We start from the raw sequence: 16751 nt of genomic DNA, 5'->3' as shown, positions 1-16751 counted from the left end.
TTTCATGAGCAAGCAAGTACAAGACGCCTACATCGTCTCCGCCACCCGCACCCCCATCGGCAAGTCGCACCGCGGCTACTTTCGCAACTACCGCCCCGACGACCTGCTCGCGACCACGCTGAAGGCGGCGCTCGCCGCGGTGCCCGGCCTGGACCCCAAGGCCATCGAAGACATCATCTGCGGCTGCGCGATTCCCGAATCGCAACAGGGCCTGAACGTCGCACGTATCGGCGCGGTGCTGGCGGGTCTTCCGACCAGCATCGGCGGCATCACCGTCAACCGCTTCTGCGCCTCGGGTCTTTCTGCCGTGCAGATGGCCGCCGACCGCATCCGCGTCGGCGAGGCCGACGTGATGATCGCGGCCGGCGTGGAGAGCATGAGCATGGTGCCGATGATGGGCAATTCGCCGTCGCTGTCGCCTTCGATCTTCGAGCGCGAAGGAGATGTCGGCATTGCCTACGGCATGGGCCTCACGGCCGAGAAGGTCGCGCAGCAGTGGAAGGTGAGCCGCGAGGCGCAGGACGAGTTTGCGCTCGCCTCGCACCAGAAGGCATTGGCCGCGCAGAAGGCCGGCAAGTTCGCCGACGAGATCACGCCCATCGAAGTGACCGACCGCACGCCGGACCTCGCCACCGGCGAGTCGATCGCCAAGACCCGCACGGTGAACCTCGACGAAGGCGCGCGCCCCGACACCAGCATCGAAGGTCTGGCCAAGCTGCGCACCGTGTTCGCCGCGCGCGGCACCGTGACGGCCGGCAACAGCTCGCAGACCTCGGACGGCGCGGGCGCGCTGATCCTGGCGAGCGAGAAGGCCGTCAAGCAATACGGCCTCACGCCGCTCGCGCGCTTCGTGAGCTTCGCGAGCAAGGGCGTGCCGCCGCACATCATGGGCATCGGCCCGATCGAGGCGATCCCGGCGGCGCTGCGCTATGCGGGCCTGAAGCACGAGGACATCGACTGGTTCGAGCTCAACGAAGCCTTCGCCGCGCAATCGCTCGCGGTGATCAACACGCTGGGGCTCGATCCGTCGAAGGTCAACCCGATGGGCGGCGCGATCGCGCTGGGCCATCCGCTCGGCGCGACCGGCGCGATCCGCGCGGCGACCGTGGTGCATGCGCTGCGCCGCGAGAACCTGAAGTACGGCATGGTCACGATGTGCGTGGGCATGGGGCAGGGCGCTGCCGGGATCTTCGAACGCGTCTGATCGGCAACGCGCAAGACACCGCAACGCGTGTCGGCGCAACGAAGGAGACAACTTCATGCAGACGCAGCAGCTTGCGGTCGATGGCGGTATGGCGGTGGCGGTGCGCCGCTACGAGCCCGCCGGTGCGCCGCGCGCCAGCATCGTGATCGGCGGCGCCATGGGCGTGCGCCAGTCGTTCTACGAACCCTTCGCGCAATGGCTCGCACAGCAGGGCCTGCGCGTCTGGACCTTCGACTACCGCGGTTCGGGCGACTCGCGCGGCGGTGCGCCGCTGCGCGGCTTCAAGGCCGACCTGTTCGACTGGGCACGCGACTACGAAGCGGTGATCGACACCGCCAAGGCCGCGCTGCCGGATGAACCGCTCTACCTGCTGGGCCACAGCCTCGGCGCGCAGCTGCCGGGCTTCCTGCAGCGACCCGAGCAGGTCGCGGGCCTCGTGAGCATCGCGGCCGGCAGCGGCTACTGGCGCGAGAACGCGCCGAAGCTGCGGCGCAGCATCCTGTATTTCTGGTTCGTGCTCGTGCCGCTGGTCACGCGGCTCTGCGGCTACTTCCCCGGACGCAAGTTGAAGAAGGTGGGCGACCTGCCGCGTGGCGTGATCCTGCAATGGCGGCGCTGGTGCCTGAACCCGCGCTACAGCGTCGGCGCCGAGGGCGAGACCGCCCTGCAGAGCTACGGCCGCGTGCGATTCCCGGTGCTTGCGCTGTCGATCACCGACGATGAACTCATGACGCTCGCGGGTACCGAGAGCCTGCTGAGCTTCTACGCGGGCGCGCCGAGCGCGGTCGAGCGCATCGCGCCGGCCGATGTGCAGGCGCGGCGCATCGGCCACTTCGGCTTCTTTCGCGAGCAGTTCAGCCAGAGCCTCTGGCCGAGCATGGTCGACAAGCTGCACCGGCTCGCTGCACTTACCGCACCTACTGCAGTGCAGCACGCCAACGTCCCGCACACGACTGCGTGACGCCATCCTCCGGAGGCACACTGCAAGCACCATGAGCAGCACGCAACACCCCTTCGACAAAGCCCTGGCCCTGCACCACAGCGACATCCGCGTGGGCCACTTCACGGGCATGACCAGCCCCGACTACTGGAACATGGTCGGTCCCTTCGGCGGCACCACCGCGGCCCTCGTGCTGCAGGCGGTGCTGCGGCATCCCGACCTGCTCGGCACGCCGATCGCGCTGACCGTCAACTACGCGGCGGCGCTCGAGGCGGGCGCGTTCGACATCCAGGCCACGGCCGTGCGCACCAACCGGTCGACGCAGCACTGGACCGTGCAGATCACCCAGGCCGGCGCGAGCGGCGCACCGAACATGACCACCACCGCCACCGTGGTGACGGCCGCGCGCCGCGACACCTGGGGCGAGAGCGACATGCCGATGCCCGAGGCGCCTGCGCCCGGGACGGTCGAGCGCATGAGCATCGGCCCATCCGGCGTGGCCTGGGTCGACCAGTACGAGATGCGCCCGTTCAGCGGCGGCATCCCCGCGAAGTGGGACGGCAACCTGCAGCACAGCGAGACCCGCATCTGGCTGCGCGACGCCCAGCCGCGGCCACTGGACTTTCCCTCGCTTGCCGCGATGAGCGACATGTTCTATCCGCGCGTCTGGCTACGCCGCGCGAAGCATGTGCCGGCGGGCACGGTGTCGATCACCACCTACTTCCACGCCGGACCGGAGCAACTGGCCGAGGTCGGCACCGGCTACCTGCTGGGCCGCGCGGCGGGGCAGCAGTTCTTCAACGGCTTCTTCGACCAGACGGCGCATCTGTGGAGCGAGAAGGGCGTGCTCCTCGCCACCTCCAACCAGATCGTTTACTACAAGGAATAGAAATGGCCGCTCTGCAGAAAGCTGCTCTCATCGTCGGCGCAGGCGATGCCACCGGCGGCGCCATCGCCCGCCGTTTCGCGCGCGAAGGCTACGCCGCCTGCGTCACGCGACGCAGCCTGGACAAGCTGCAACCGCTGGTCGCGCAGATCGAGGCCGATGGCGGCCGCGCCCATGCGTTCGCTTGCGATGCACGCAAGGAAGAAGAAGTGGTTGCGCTCATCGAAGAGATCGAATCGACGGTCGGCCCGATCGAGGTGATGGTGTTCAACATCGGCGCCAACGTGCCCGAGAGCATCCTCACGGAGACCGCGCGCAAATACTTCAAGGTGTGGGAGATGGCCTGCTTCTCGGGCTTCCTGAACGGGCGCGAAGTGGCCAGGCGCATGGTGGCGCGCGAGGTGCCCAAGGGCGGGCATCGCGGCACGATCATCTTCACCGGTGCCACGGCCTCGCTGCGCGGCGCCGCGAACTTCGGTGCGTTCTCGGGCGCGAAGATGGCGCTGCGCGCGCTGGCCCAATCGATGGCACGCGAGCTGGGGCCGCAAGGCATTCATGTCGCGCACGTGGTGGTCGACGGGGCGATCGACACCGAATTCATCCGCAGCAACTTCCCCGAGCGCTATGCGCTGAAAGAGAGCGACGGCATCCTGAATCCGGACCACATCGCCGACAGCTACTGGATGCTGCATGCGCAGCCGCGCGACGCATGGACGCACGAGCTCGACCTGCGCCCGTGGTCCGAAAAATTCTGAAGAATTCGAAGATGTGGAGACACCCATGACAAAGACCGTCGAGTTCTATTTCGATTTCGGCAGCCCCGCCGCCTACCTGGCCGCAACGCAGTTGCCGCACGTATGCGCCGATACGGGCGCCGAGCTGGTGTGGAAACCCATGCTGCTGGGCGGCGTGTTCCAGGCCACCGGCAACCATTCGCCCGCGGAGATCAAGCCCAAGGGCCCGTACATGAACGTCGACCTGAAGCGCTTCGCCAAACGCTACGGCGTGCCGTTCGTGCACAACCCGCACTTCCCGATCAACACGCTGCTGCTGATGCGCGGCGCCACCGGCATGCAGGTGAAGGAGCCCGAACGCTTCGGCGCGTACGTCGATGCGATCTACCACGCGATGTGGGTCGAGCCGCAGAACCTGAACGACCCGGCGACGGTCGGCGCCGTCTTGCAGAATGCGGGCTTCGACGCCGGCGCCTTGCTCGCGCTGGCCGGCGCGCAGGAGACGAAGGACCGCCTCAAGGCCGTCACGCAGGAAGCGGTGGAGCGCGGCGTGTTCGGCGCGCCCACCATGTTCGTCGGCGACCAGATGTTCTGGGGCCAGGACCGTCTCGATTTCGTGCGCGAAGCACTGGTGGCCGCCTGAGCGCGGGCACGCTTTTTATCCAAGGACCATTCCCATGAGCGACATCCTCGTCCACACCGAAGCCGGTGTGATGACCATCACCTTCAACCGCGTCGACAAGAAGAACTCGATCACCGGCAGCATGTACGCCGCGCTGGCCGATGCGCTGGCCACGGCCGAGAGCGAAGCGGCCGTGCGCTGCGTGCTGATCCAGGGCGACCCGACGATCTTCAGCGCCGGCAACGACATCGGCGATTTCCTCAACGCGCCGCCCGCCACCCAGGACTCGCCGGTGTTCCGGTTCCTGCGCGGCATCGCGACCTTCCCCAAGCCCATCGTTGCGGCCGTCTGCGGCCCGGCCGTGGGCATCGGCACCACGATGCTGTTCCATTGCGACCTTGTCTATGCGGGCGACAACGCGGCCTTCTCGATGCCCTTCGTGAACCTGGGCCTGTGCCCCGAAGCGGCGTCGAGCCTCCTGGTGCCGCAGATGCTGGGCTACCACCGCGCGGCCGAGGCGCTGCTGCTGGGCGAACCTTTCATGGCCGAGGCCGCGCTCGAAGTGGGCCTGGTCAACCGCGTGGTGCCGCCAACCGAAGCCAACGGGATCGCGCAGACGCAGGCCCGCAAGCTCGCGGCCAAGCCGCTGACCGCGCTGGTCGAGACCAAGCGCCTGCTGAAAAAGGCGCAACTGCCCGCCGTGCTCGAGCGCATGGGCGAAGAGGGCGCGAGCTTCGGCCGCATGCTGCGCGAACCCGCTGCCAAGGAGGCTTTCGGCGCCTTCATGGAGAAGCGCAAGCCCGATTTCTCGAAGGTCTGAGGGTTCCTCCCGCGTTGGCCCGCGGACAGTGCCCGCTTACACTGTCCGCCGTGCAAGTTTTCGAGACAAGACCGCTTGAAACGCCCGGCCAGCGGGCACGTGATGCTACTGAAAAAGTAGCATTCGACCTCGCGCGCAGGCGTACTTTGGGCTTGCTTGCGGGCACCCTGGCGGCGCCTTCGGTGGTCCTGGCGCGGGTTCGCCCGCTGCGCATCGGCGTCATCGGTTCCTGGTCCGGCCCCTATGCGGGCGGGGGGCGTCAGTTCGATGCCGGCATGTCGGTCTGGCTGGCCGCGCACAACCAGCAGATCGCGGGGCGCCCGGTCGAACTGCTGCGCCGCGACGTGCCGGGCAGTGCGCCCGAGCAGGCGCGCCGCCAGGCGCAGGACCTCGTGGAGAACGAGCGCGTCGATCTGCTCACCGGCCTGGACTTCAGTTCCAACGCGTATGCCGTCGGCACCATCGCCGCGCAGGCGAAGCTGCCGCTGGTGGTGATGAACGCGGCGTCTTCGGGCATCACGGCGCGCTGTCCCTATGCCGTGCGGCTGTCGTTCACCATCGCCCAGGTCACGCTGCCGCTCGCGCGCTGGGCGCTGCAGCAGGGCCTGCGCGACGTCTGCACCGTGGTGGCCGACTACGCCTCGGGCGTCGATGCCGAAAGCGCCTTCGTCGCGGGCATCACCGCCGGCGGCGGGCAGGTCGGCGCGATGCTGCGGGTGCCGCTCAACACGCTCGATTACTCGGCCTACATGCTGCGGCTGCGCGAGCTCAAGCCGCAGGCGGTGTTCTTCTTCCTGCCCTCGGGGCAGATGCCGGCGACGTTCCTGAAGTTCTGGCGCGACCGCGGCATGGCCGACACCGGCATCCGCCTGCTCGCGACCGGCGATGCCACCGACGACCACTACCTGGAAGGCATCGGCGAACTGGCCGACGGGCTCGTCACCAGCCACCACTACTCGTTCGTCCATGAATCGCCGGCCAACCGCCGCTTCACGGGCGTCTTCGAGACGGCGTACGGCAGCCATTTGCGGCCGGGCTATTTCGCGGTGGCGGCGCACGATGCGCTCGCGGCCATCGATGCCGCGATGACTTCGCCCTCGGCCCGCGGCAATGCCAGTGGAGAGCGGCTGGTCGATGCCTTCCGGGGCCTGAAGTTCGAGAGCCCGCGCGGCCCGATCGAGATCGACGCCCACACGCGCGACATCGTGCAGACCGTCTACATCCGCCGCACCGAGCGGCGCGACGGGCGCTGGGTCAATCGCGAGTTCGAGCGCTTCGAGCGGGTGCGCGACCCGGGCGTCTGAGAGCCCGCAGCCCGTGGTTCAGGGCTGCTGCTCGATGACGCGCGGACGGCCGTTGTCGTCGATCGCCACGTAGGTGAACGTGGCCTGCGTCACCTTGATGTATTCGCCCTGCGCCCGGAAGCGCTCGGCGAACACCTCGACCGTCACCGTGACCGAGGTGCGCCCGATGCGCACCAGCTTCGAATAGAACGAGAGGATGTCGCCCAGGCGCACCGGCTGCTTGAAGATGAACTCGTTGACCGCCACCGTGGCCTGCCGGCCCTTGGCGTAGCGCGCGGGGATCACAGAGCCGGCCAGGTCGCACTGGGCCATGACCCAGCCGCCGAAGATGTCGCCGTTGGCGTTGCAGTCGGCCGGCATCGGGATGACCTTGAGCACCAGCTCCATGTCGGTGGGCAGGCTTTTGAGGGTGGCTGCGGCGGCGGCACTGGAAGTATCGGACATGGGCACAATCTGCAACAAACAACAACCACGATTGTCCCTCATGCGCCGCAGTGGTGAAGCCATTTCTCCCTCCTCTCCCTCCCTCACCGTCTCCGACCACCCGCCGGCGAAAAGCGACCGCTCCGACTGGGCGACGCTGCGCCGGCTCTTTCCCTATCTCTGGCAGTACAAGTGGCGCGTGATGGCCGCGCTCGCATTCATGGTGGGCGCCAAGGTGGCCAACGTGGGCGTGCCGGTGCTGCTGAAGAACCTCGTGGACACGATGACGCCCAAGCCGGACATGGCGCAGGCGCTCCTGATCGTGCCCATCGGGCTCTTGCTGGCTTACGGGCTGCTGCGGTTTTCGACCGCGCTCTTCGGCGAGCTGCGCGAGCTGATCTTCGCCAAGGCCACCGAGGGCACGGCGCGCCAGATCGCGCTGGAGGTGTTCGGCCACCTGCACGCGCTGAGCCTGCGCTTTCACCTGGAGCGCCAGACCGGCGGCATGACCCGCGACATCGAGCGCGGCACGCGCGGCGTGCATTCGCTCATCTCGATGTCGCTCTACAGCATCGTGCCCACCATCATCGAGCTGGTGCTGGTGCTCACGATCCTGGGGGTGAAGTTCGACTCGCTGTTCGTCTGGATCACGGCCGCCGCGCTGGTGCTCTACATCACCTTCACGGTGACCGTGACCGAGTGGCGCACCCAGTTCCGCAAGACCATGAACGAACTCGACTCGACGGCCCAGAGCCGCGCGGTCGATTCGCTCTTGAACTACGAGACGGTCAAGTACTTCAACAACGAGGAGTTCGAGGCGAAGCGCTACGACGCGAGCCTGGACCGCTACCGCAAGGCCGCCATCAAGAGCCAGCGCACGCTGAGCATGCTCAACACCGGGCAGCAGCTGTTGATCGCCATCAGCCTGGTGCTGATGCTGTGGCGCGCCACCTCGGGCGTGGTCGAAGGGCGCATGACGCTGGGCGACCTGGTGATGGTCAACGCCTTCATGATCCAGCTGTACATTCCGCTCAATTTCCTGGGCGTGATCTACCGCGAGATCAAGCAGAGCCTGACCGACCTGGACAAGATGTTCGTGCTGATGGAGAAGGAGCGCGAGGTGCGCGATGCGCCCACGGCAGAGCCCCTGGCCGGCGTCGACTCCACCATCCGCTTCGAGGACGTGAGCTTTGCCTACGAAGCCGCACGTCCCATCCTCAAGCATGTGAGCTTCGAGATTCCGGCCGGCAAGACGGTGGCCGTGGTCGGCCCTTCGGGCTCGGGCAAGTCCACGCTGGCGCGGCTGCTCTATCGCTTCTACGACGTGCAGCAGGGGCGCATCACCATCGGCGGCGAGGACATCCGCGAAGTCACCCAGTCCAGCGTTCGCCGCGCGATCGGCATCGTGCCGCAGGACACGGTGCTGTTCAACGACACGGTCGAATACAACATCGCGTACGGCAGGCCCGGCGCGAGCCGTGAAGAGGTGGAAGGCGCAGCGCGGGCCGCGCGCATCCACGACTTCATCTCGGCCACGCCCGCGGGCTACGAGACGACCGTGGGCGAGCGCGGGCTCAAGCTCTCGGGCGGCGAGAAGCAGCGCGTGGCCATTGCGCGCACGCTCTTGAAGAACCCGCCGATCGTGATCTTCGACGAGGCCACCTCGGCGCTCGACTCGGCCAACGAGCGTGCCATCCAGTCGGAACTCAAGAGCGCGGCGCAGGACAAGACCACGCTGGTCATCGCGCACCGCCTGTCGACCGTGGTCGATGCGCACGAGATCCTGGTGCTCGAATCCGGCGTGATCGTCGAGCGCGGCACGCACGCCGAGCTGCTTGCAAGGCAAGGCCGCTACGCCCAGATGTGGGCTTTGCAGAAAAGCGAAGCAGCGCCCTTGCTCTAGCCCGATCATTCCACCCTTTCCTTATCGAACCAGGAGTTCAGACGTGTCGACCAAGATTCCCCTGCTGGTGCTCAACAGCCTCTCGAGCGCCCACCAGGCCCAGATTGCCGCTGTCTACGACGCGACCTACGCCTTCGACGCCGTCGCGCGCGCCGCCGCCATTGCCGAGCACGGCAAGGCATTCCGCGCGGTGCTGACCATCGGCGTGATCGGTATCACCCCCGAGGAAATCGCGGCCATGCCGGCCGTGGAGCTGATCTGCTGCCTGGGCGCGGGCTATGAAGGCGTGCCGCTCGAGACGACGCGTGCGCGCGGCATCGTGACCGCCAACGGCGCAGGCACCAACGACGACTGCGTGGCCGACCACGCGTTCGGCTTGCTCATCGGCATCGTGCGCGAGTTCCGCAAGCTCGACCGGCTGTGCCGCGAAGGCGTGTGGCGCGAGGCCATCCCGCAGCCGGCCAACGTGTCGGGCAAGAAGCTCGGCATCCTGGGCCTGGGCACCATCGGCCAGAAGATCGCCAAGCGCGCCGCCGCGTTCGACATGGAGATCGGCTATCACAACAGGAAGCCGCGCGAAGGCGCGACGCACCGCTACTTCGATGACCTGAAGTCGCTCGCGGGCTGGGCGGATTTCCTCATCCTTGCCGCGCCGGGCGGGCCCGCGACCAGGCACCTGGTCAACGCCGAAGTGCTCGATGCGCTGGGGCCCGAGGGCTATCTCGTGAGCATCGGCCGCGGCAGCGTGGTCGACACCGAGGCGCTGGGCGCCGCGTTGCGCGAGCACCGCATCGCGGGCGCCGGGGTCGATGTCTACGAGAGCGAACCCAAGCGGCCCGAACCGCTCGTGGGCCTGGACAACGTCCTGCTCACGCCGCACATGGCCGGCTGGTCGCCCGAGGCGACGCAGAAGTCGGTGGACCATTTCCTCGCGAATGCCCAAGGGCACTTCGCGGGGCGCGGTGTCTTGACGCCGATCTGAAGGTCTTGTGCCTTCCCCCCCTGGGGGAAGGTGGGGATGGGGACAGACGGCGCTTGCAATGCAGGCAGCGCTCGATCGGCGGCCGCTTGCCCCCACCCCAACCCTCCCCCAGCGGGAGAGGGAGTCAAGCCAAGGCCGGAGGGCGCTGCGCTCCCCAGCCGCAGGCCTGGTCATACGCATGCCCGAGCCGCAGCACGTCCAGGTCCGAGTGGATCGGCCCGGCGAGCTGCAGGCCCATCGGCAAACCGCCTTCGCCGAAGCCGGCGCGCACATTCAGCGTCGGCAGACCGGCCAGCGTGAACGGCGTGACGATCTCCATCCAGCGGTGATAGGTGTCGCTCTTCACGCCATTCACTTCGGCGGGCCAGTGCAATTCGGCGTCGAACGGAAAGACCTGCGCGGTCGGCGCCACGACGAAATCGAAGCGCTCGAAGAGCTTCAGGAACGCGCGGTACACGTTCGAGCGATAGAGCGAAGCCTGGTACAGCGAGGCCGCATCCAGGTGCTGGCTCTGCTCGATTTCCCATTGCGCCTCGGGCTTCAATTGCGCGAACAGCTTCGGATCGCTCAGGTACGCACCGAGCTTGCCGCCGACCAGCAGCTGCCGCAGCCGCAGCCACGCGCTCCAGTTGTGCTCGCGCGGCACGTCGAGCGTGCAGGGCTCGACCTCGCAGCCGATGGTGCGAAAGGTGTCGAGCGCCTTCTCCCCGAGTTCGCGGATGCCGGGCGCGAGCGGCAGGTCGGGCCAGATGCTGCCGAGCCAGCCGATGCAGAGGCCCTTGCCGTCGCCATCGAGCGCGATGTCATCGGGCGAGGGCAGGGCATGGGGCGACGAGAGCGGCACGCGCCCGTCGAAGCCCGACTGCACCGCGAGCAGCCGCGCCGTGTCTTCCACCGTGCGGGCCATCGGGCCTTCGGTGCTCAGCTGCTGGAAGAACAGTTCCTGCTCCGGATCGCCGGGCACGCGGCCGCGCGAGGGCCGCATGCCGATCACATTGTTGAAGGCGGCGGGGTTGCGGAGAGACCCCATCATGTCGCTGCCGTCGGCCACCGGCAGCATGCCCAGGGCCAGCGCCACGGCCGCGCCGCCGCTGCTGCCGCCCGCGCTGCGCTCGGGCGCATAGGCGTTGCGGGTGATGCCGAACACCGTGTTGTAGGTGTGCGAGCCGAGGCCGAACTCGGGCGTGTTGGTCTTGCCGATGACGATGGCGCCGGCCGCGCGTGCGCGGGCGACGTGGAGGCTGTCGGCACGCGCAGGCGAGCGCGGGGAAAGGGGCGAGCCCATCGAGGTGGGCAGCCCGGCGGCATGGCTCAGGTCCTTCACCGCGAGCGGAAAGCCGTGCATCCAGCCGCGCCGTTCGCCGCGCGCCAGTTCGGCGTCGCGCTCGCCGGCTTCGGCCAGCAACTGCGCGGGCTCCCGCAGCGAGACGATGGCATTGAAGCGCGGGTTCAGCGCCTCGATGCGGGCCAGCGAGGCCCGCATGAGTTCATGGCAGGACACGTCGCGGGTTGCGATGCGGCGCGAGAGCGCGGTGGCGCTGAGGTCGAGCAGGTCGTCTGAAGGCATGTGCGGATGCGGGAAAAGGAGGGGGCGCCCAGTATGGCGCGGCGCTCGCATAATCGTCACTCATGGAAACAAAGTGGCTTGAAGACTTCATCAGCTTGGCGGAGACCCGCAGCTTCAGCCGCTCGGCCCAGTTGAGGCACGTGACGCAGCCCGCGTTCTCCCGCCGCATCCAGGCACTCGAAGGCTGGGCCGGCACCGACCTCGTGGATCGCAGCTCCTACCCCACACGCCTCACGCCCGCGGGCCAGACGCTCTACAGCCAGGCCATCGAGATGCTGCAGTCGCTGCAGAGCACCCGGGCCATGCTGCGCGGCCACTCGGCCGCCGGGCAGGACGTGATCGAGATCGCCGTGCCGCACACGCTGGCCTTCACCTTCTTTCCCTCGTGGGTGACCAGCCTGCGCGAGCACTTCGGGCCGATCAAGAGCCGGCTCATCGCGCTCAACGTGCACGACGCGGTGCTGCGGCTGGTCGAGGGCAGCTGCGACCTGCTGATCGCCTACCACCACCCCTCGCAGCCGCTGCAGCTGGACAACAACAAGTACGAAATGGTGAGCCTGGGCGAGGAAACCGTGGCCCCTTGGGTCAAGGCCGATGCCGACGGCGCGCCGCGCTTCCGGCTGCCGGGCCGCCCGGGCCAGCCGCTGCCCTACCTGGGCTATGCGCCCGGCGCCTACCTGGGCCGTGTGGTCGACCAGTTGCTGAAGGAATCGGGCACGGCCATCCACCTGGACCGGGTCTACGAGACCGACATGGCCGAGGGCCTGAAGGTCATGGCGCTCGAAGGCCACGGCATCGCCTTCCTCCCGCAGAGCGCGGTGCGCAAGGAGATCAAGGCCCGCAAGCTCGTGAGCGCGCTGCCGCCCGAGATCGACAGCCTGGAGGCGACGATGGAAATCCGTGCCTACCGCGAGCGGCCGAGCGCCCCGGCGCCGGTGAAGACCGGCAACGGCCGGTCCGCCAAGGTCGCGGCGGTGTCCGAGGGCATCCAGCCCAAGCGCACGGCCGACGCGCTCTGGTCTTACCTTGTCGGCACCCAGCCGGCGACACGCTGACACCGGATTTGTGCGCTGCACAATCTATAAATGCCGCGCATAGGGCCCCCCGGATTCAGCATTGGCGCCATGAGCACCGCAGTACTACAGTCGCGGCAGTTTTTCACCGCTGTCACAGCAGCCTTCCCGGCACGCGCCACTCGCGTGCTTTTTTTTAAGCCGAGGAACCCCGTATGAGCTCCAATTTCCGGACCGAACACGACTTCCTCGGCGAGAAGCAGATTCCCGCCGCCGCCTACTGGGGCGTGCACACGGCGCGCGCCGTCGAGAACTTCGCCATCTCCGGCACCCGCATCTCGGCCATGCCCGACCTCATTCGTGCGCTGGCCTATGTGAAGAAGGCCGCCACCCGCGCCAATGCCGACCTGGGAGCGATCGACCGCGACCGCGCCGCCGCGATCATCCTGGCCTGCGAGGACCTCATCGAGGGCAAGCTGCTCGACGAGTTCGTGGTCGACGTGATCCAGGGCGGCGCCGGCACCTCGACCAACATGAACGCCAACGAGGTGATCTGCAACCTCGCGCTCGAAAAGCTCGGCCACGAGAAGGCGCGCTACGACGTGCTGCACCCCAACGACCACGTCAACGCCTCGCAGAGCACCAACGACGTGTACCCCACGGCGGTGCGCCTGGCGCTGTGGTTCGCCATCGGCAAGCTGCTCGAAGCCATGGCCGCGCTGCGCCGCAGCTTCGAGGCCAAGGCGCTCGAGTTCAAGGACATCCTGAAGATCGGCCGCACCCAGCTGCAGGACGCCGTGCCGATGACGCTGGGCCAGGAGTTCCTGACCTACGCGATCATGATCGGCGAGGACGAGGCCCGGCTCGGTGAAGCGCGTGCGCTCATCGAGGAAATCAACCTCGGCGCCACCGCCATCGGCACCGGCATCAACGCGCCGCACGGCTATGCCAACCTCGCCTGCCAGTACCTGGCCGAGCAGACCGGCGTGCCGTTGAAGCAGGCGGCCAACCTCATCGAGGCCACGCAGGACACGGGCGCCTTCGTGCAGCTGTCGGGCGTGTTGAAGCGCGTGGCCACCAAGCTCAGCAAGACCTGCAACGACCTGCGCCTGCTCTCCAGCGGCCCGCAGGCCGGCTTCGGCGAGATCCGGCTGCCCGCGCGGCAGGCGGGCTCCTCGATCATGCCGGGCAAGGTCAACCCGGTGATCCCGGAAGTGATGAACCAGGTGGCCTTCGAGGTGATCGGCAACGACATCACCGTCACGATGGCGTCCGAGGCCGGCCAGCTGCAGCTCAATGCCTTCGAGCCGATCATGGGCTGGAGCCTTTTCAAGAGCATCAAGCACCTTAGCAACGCCTGCAACACGCTGCAGGTCAATTGCGTGGACGGCATCGAGGCCAACCGCGAGTTCCTGGCCAAGCGGGTGCGCGAGTCGGTCACGCTGGTCACCGCGCTCAATCCGCTCATCGGCTACGAGAAGGCCGCGCTCATCGCCAAGACCGCGCTGGCCACCGGCGGGCCCATCGACCTGGTGGCCGAGTCGCTCGGGATCATGACGCGCGCCGAGATGGAGGCGCTGCTCGTGCCCGAGAACCTCACGCAGCCGGTACGCCTGTCCGCCGCACCGGTTCCCCCGGCTGCCGAGCCTTCGGGCACAAAGGCTGCTTAGTGAAAGTCGGACAATGCCAGGAGGCAGGATCGCACCAGGCTGGCGCCCCAATGCGCGCGGCCGGTGCAATGCACGGCGGGATGCCCCCCGGATGCACCGGGTTGGTCCGGGTATCACGCAAAATATGAATGTCTAGAATTTCGTTGTATCTGTTTCAGTCACCCTCAGGAGTTTTCTGCATGAAAAAACAAGCAATGGCATTGGCAATCGCGGCGCTCGCCACCAGCGGCGCCTTCGCTCAGGCCAATGACACCCTGGCCAAGATCAAGGCCTCGGGCACCATCACCGAAGGCGTGCGTGAATCGTCGGGCCTGTCGTACACGCTGGGCAACGGCCAGTACACCGGCTTCCACTACGACGTCTGCGCCAACATCATCAAGGACCTGGAGAAGGCCGCTGGCAAGAAGCTCGAAGTCAAGTACCAGCCCGTCACCTCGCAGAACCGCATTCCCCTCGTGCAGAACGGCACCGTGGACATCGAGTGCGGCTCGACCACCAACAACGCCACCCGCCAGAAGGACGTGGCTTTCGGCGTGACCACCTACGTCGAAGAAACCAAGATCGTCGTGAAGGCCAACTCGGGCATCAACTCGCTGGCCGACCTGAAGGACAAGACGGTTGCCACCACCACCGGCACCACGCCGCTGCAGACCGTGCGCAAGCAAAAGCGCGCCGAGAACCTGACCTTCAAGGAGGTCTACGGCAAGGACCATTCCGACAGCTTCCTGCTGCTGGAAACCGGCCGTGCCGACGCGTTCGTGATGGACGGCTCGATCCTGGCCGCGCTGGCCGCCAAGTCGAAGTCGCCCAAGGACTACAAGATCCTGAACGACGTGCTGGCCGTGGAACCCATCGCCATCATGATCCGCAAGGACGACCCGGCCTTCAAGAAGGCCGTGGACGACAGCATCAAGGCACAGGCCAAGTCGGGCGAGCTGACCAAGCTCTATGACAAGTGGTTCCTGAAGCCGATTCCCCCGGCCAACGTCGTGATCAACCTGCCGCTGGGCGAAGCCACCAAGAACGCCTGGGCCAACCCGAACGACAAGCCCGCGGAAGAGTACGTCACCAAGGAATAAGCACGCGTCGCTGCGTGAATGACGCCCACCTTTCGCGGTGGGCGTTTCTTTTCAAGGGACGGTTTTGTCGAAGACGGTGAAGGAGTAAGAAATGGGAAACTGGGATTGGCAGGTGTTCCTGCAGGACCCGGGTGGGGACTATCCGACCTACTGGCAATGGATGCTCTCGGCCTGGGGCTGGACGGTGTCCGTGGCACTGCTGGCGCTGGTCGTGGCGCTCGTGCTGGGCTCGCTGATCGGCATCATCCGCACGCTGCCCGACAGCCCGTGGCTGGTGCGGTTCGGCAATGCATGGGTGGAGCTCTTTCGCAACATCCCGCTGCTGGTGCAGATCTTCCTCTGGTATCACGTCATTCCGGCGCTGATCCCGGTGATGAAGGGCGTGCCGAGCTTCATCCTGGTGGTGCTGGCGCTGGGCTTCTTCACCTCGGCACGTATCGCCGAGCAGGTGCGCTCGGGCATCCAGGCGCTGCCCAAGGGCCAGCGCTATGCGGGCATGGCGGTGGGCTTCACCACCACGCAGTACTACCGCTACGTGATCCTGCCGATGGCCTACCGCATCATCATCCCGCCGCTCACGAGCGAGACGATGAACATCTTCAAGAACTCGTCCGTCGCGTTCGCCGTGTCGGTCACCGAGCTCACCATGTTCGCGATGCAGGCGCAGGAAGAAACCTCGCGCGGCATCGAGGTCTACCTGGCGGTGACGGCGTGCTACGTGGTGTCGGCCCTGGCGATCAACCGGCTCATGGCATTCATCGAGAAGAAGACCCGCGTGCCGGGCTTCATCGTTTCGGCCAGTGCTGGCGGCGGAGGTCATTGACATGACGTACCCCCACCTTCGCGGCCACGCCGTTTCACTGCCCTTCGAGGGGGCGCGCGCCTCCTTTGGGACGGCCCGGCAGGAGGCACCATGAATCTCGACCTGTCGTTCTACAACTGGGACGTCATCAGCAACTTCGTCGTCAAGGGCTTCTACTTCAGCATCATGCTGACGGTGGTGGCCACCATCGGCGGCGTGATCTTCGGCACGATCCTGGCGCTCATGCGGCTGTCGGGCAAGAAGTGGCTGGACACGCCCGCCGCCATCTACGTCAACGGCATGCGCAGCATTCCGCTGGTGATGGTGATCCTGTGGTTCTTCCTGCTCGTGCCGGCGTCGTTCTATTCGCTGTTCGGCTCGCTCGGCTCGAACTACCGCTCCGAAATCTCGGCCGTGATCACCTTCGTCGCGTTCGAGGCCGCTTACTTCAGCGAGATCATGCGCGCGGGCATCCAGTCGATCCCGCGCGGCCAGGTGAATGCGGGCCAGGCGGTGGGCATGACCTACGGCCAGAACATGCGCCTGGTGGTGCTGCCGCAGGCGTTCCGCAACATGCTGCCGGTGCTGCTCACGCAGACCATCATCCTGTTCCAGGACACCTCGCTGGTCTACGCCATCGGTGCCTACGACATGCTCAAGGGCTTCGAGACCGCAGGCAAGAACTTCGGCCGTCCGATCGAGGCCTACCTGCTCGCAGCCGTCGTCTACTTCATCATGTGTTATGCCTTGTCGTGGCTCGTGAAGCGCCTGCACAAGAAGATCGCCATCATTCGCTGAGTGG

The 16751-nt window shown here is 66.9% G+C and carries 16 protein-coding genes; 14 read left to right on the top strand and 2 right to left on the bottom strand.

Translation table 11 applies throughout. The annotated features are described in order from the left end of the window. Positions 1-4 precede the first annotated feature (4 nt). The 7 genes from BM133_RS28600 (at position 5) to BM133_RS28570 (ending at position 6510) form a co-directional block, all read left to right on the top strand. The gene (locus BM133_RS28600; protein ID WP_093441633.1) at positions 5-1204 is read left to right on the top strand and encodes an acetyl-CoA C-acyltransferase; all 1200 of its coding nucleotides are present in this window, start codon (positions 5-7) and stop codon (positions 1202-1204) included. Positions 1205-1259: 55 nt separating this feature from the next. Continuing rightward, entirely contained in the window at positions 1260-2165 is a 906-nt protein-coding gene (locus BM133_RS28595; RefSeq protein ID WP_093441631.1) for an alpha/beta hydrolase family protein, read from the top strand. Positions 2166-2196: 31 nt separating this feature from the next. Next, complete coding sequence (locus BM133_RS28590) at positions 2197-3033, top strand: acyl-CoA thioesterase (RefSeq protein ID WP_093441628.1); 837 nt, start codon at positions 2197-2199, stop codon at positions 3031-3033. Positions 3034-3035: 2 nt separating this feature from the next. Then, positions 3036-3785, top strand: a complete 750-nt coding sequence (locus tag BM133_RS28585; protein ID WP_093441625.1) for an SDR family oxidoreductase — start codon at positions 3036-3038, stop codon at positions 3783-3785. Between the two features lie 25 nt (positions 3786-3810). After that, a complete protein-coding gene (locus BM133_RS28580) occupies positions 3811-4407 on the top strand; it encodes a 2-hydroxychromene-2-carboxylate isomerase (protein WP_093441623.1) in 597 nt (198 codons plus the stop codon). Positions 4408-4441: 34 nt separating this feature from the next. Next, positions 4442-5206 carry an enoyl-CoA hydratase gene (locus BM133_RS28575; protein WP_093441620.1) on the top strand — a complete coding sequence of 255 codons (765 nt, stop codon included), beginning with the start codon at positions 4442-4444 and terminating at the stop codon, positions 5204-5206. Between the two features lie 146 nt (positions 5207-5352). Continuing rightward, the gene (locus BM133_RS28570) at positions 5353-6510 is read left to right on the top strand and encodes an ABC transporter substrate-binding protein (protein WP_177224965.1); all 1158 of its coding nucleotides are present in this window, start codon (positions 5353-5355) and stop codon (positions 6508-6510) included. An 18-nt stretch (positions 6511-6528) separates the two neighbouring features. Here the strand turns inward: BM133_RS28570 and BM133_RS28565 are convergent, their stop codons facing one another. Then, positions 6529-6954 (bottom strand): acyl-CoA thioesterase, encoded by a 426-nt coding sequence (locus BM133_RS28565; RefSeq protein ID WP_007834091.1) that lies wholly within the window; start codon positions 6952-6954, stop codon positions 6529-6531. 40 nt (positions 6955-6994) lie between these two features. On the opposite strand from BM133_RS28565, the gene BM133_RS28560 reads away from it, so the two are divergent. After that, positions 6995-8836 carry an ABCB family ABC transporter ATP-binding protein/permease gene (locus BM133_RS28560; RefSeq protein ID WP_093441618.1) on the top strand — a complete coding sequence of 614 codons (1842 nt, stop codon included), beginning with the start codon at positions 6995-6997 and terminating at the stop codon, positions 8834-8836. A gap of 43 nt (positions 8837-8879) precedes the next feature. Then, the gene (locus BM133_RS28555) at positions 8880-9818 is read left to right on the top strand and encodes a 2-hydroxyacid dehydrogenase (RefSeq protein ID WP_093441615.1); all 939 of its coding nucleotides are present in this window, start codon (positions 8880-8882) and stop codon (positions 9816-9818) included. 124 nt (positions 9819-9942) lie between these two features. Here BM133_RS28555 and BM133_RS28550 read toward each other — a convergent pair whose 3' ends face one another. Next, on the bottom strand, positions 9943-11385 hold the full coding sequence (locus BM133_RS28550) for an amidase (RefSeq protein WP_093441613.1): 1443 nt from the start codon (positions 11383-11385) through the stop codon (positions 9943-9945). 62 nt (positions 11386-11447) lie between these two features. Between BM133_RS28550 and BM133_RS28545 the strand changes: the two genes are divergently transcribed. The 5 genes from BM133_RS28545 to BM133_RS28525 all read left to right on the top strand — a co-directional run bounded on the left by BM133_RS28545 (position 11448) and on the right by BM133_RS28525 (position 16747). Then, entirely contained in the window at positions 11448-12440 is a 993-nt protein-coding gene (locus BM133_RS28545) for a LysR substrate-binding domain-containing protein (RefSeq protein WP_093441610.1), read from the top strand. A gap of 173 nt (positions 12441-12613) precedes the next feature. Then, complete coding sequence (locus tag BM133_RS28540; RefSeq protein WP_093441608.1) at positions 12614-14068, top strand: aspartate ammonia-lyase; 1455 nt, start codon at positions 12614-12616, stop codon at positions 14066-14068. Positions 14069-14247: 179 nt separating this feature from the next. Continuing rightward, positions 14248-15147: an amino acid ABC transporter substrate-binding protein gene (locus BM133_RS28535; protein ID WP_093441605.1), complete on the top strand. Its 900-nt coding sequence runs from the start codon at positions 14248-14250 to the stop codon at positions 15145-15147. A gap of 91 nt (positions 15148-15238) precedes the next feature. Continuing rightward, the gene (locus tag BM133_RS28530) at positions 15239-15970 is read left to right on the top strand and encodes an amino acid ABC transporter permease (RefSeq protein WP_093441603.1); all 732 of its coding nucleotides are present in this window, start codon (positions 15239-15241) and stop codon (positions 15968-15970) included. 90 nt (positions 15971-16060) lie between these two features. Beyond that, positions 16061-16747, top strand: a complete 687-nt coding sequence (locus tag BM133_RS28525) for an amino acid ABC transporter permease (protein ID WP_093441600.1) — start codon at positions 16061-16063, stop codon at positions 16745-16747. Positions 16748-16751 lie beyond the last annotated feature (4 nt).

This window comes from Variovorax sp. 770b2 (assembly GCF_900115685.1).
In the GTDB taxonomy this organism is placed as follows: Bacteria; Pseudomonadota; Gammaproteobacteria; order Burkholderiales; family Burkholderiaceae_C; genus Variovorax.
The sequence above is the reverse complement of the archived record's forward strand: the minus strand, read 5'-3'. Positions and strand labels throughout refer to the sequence as shown.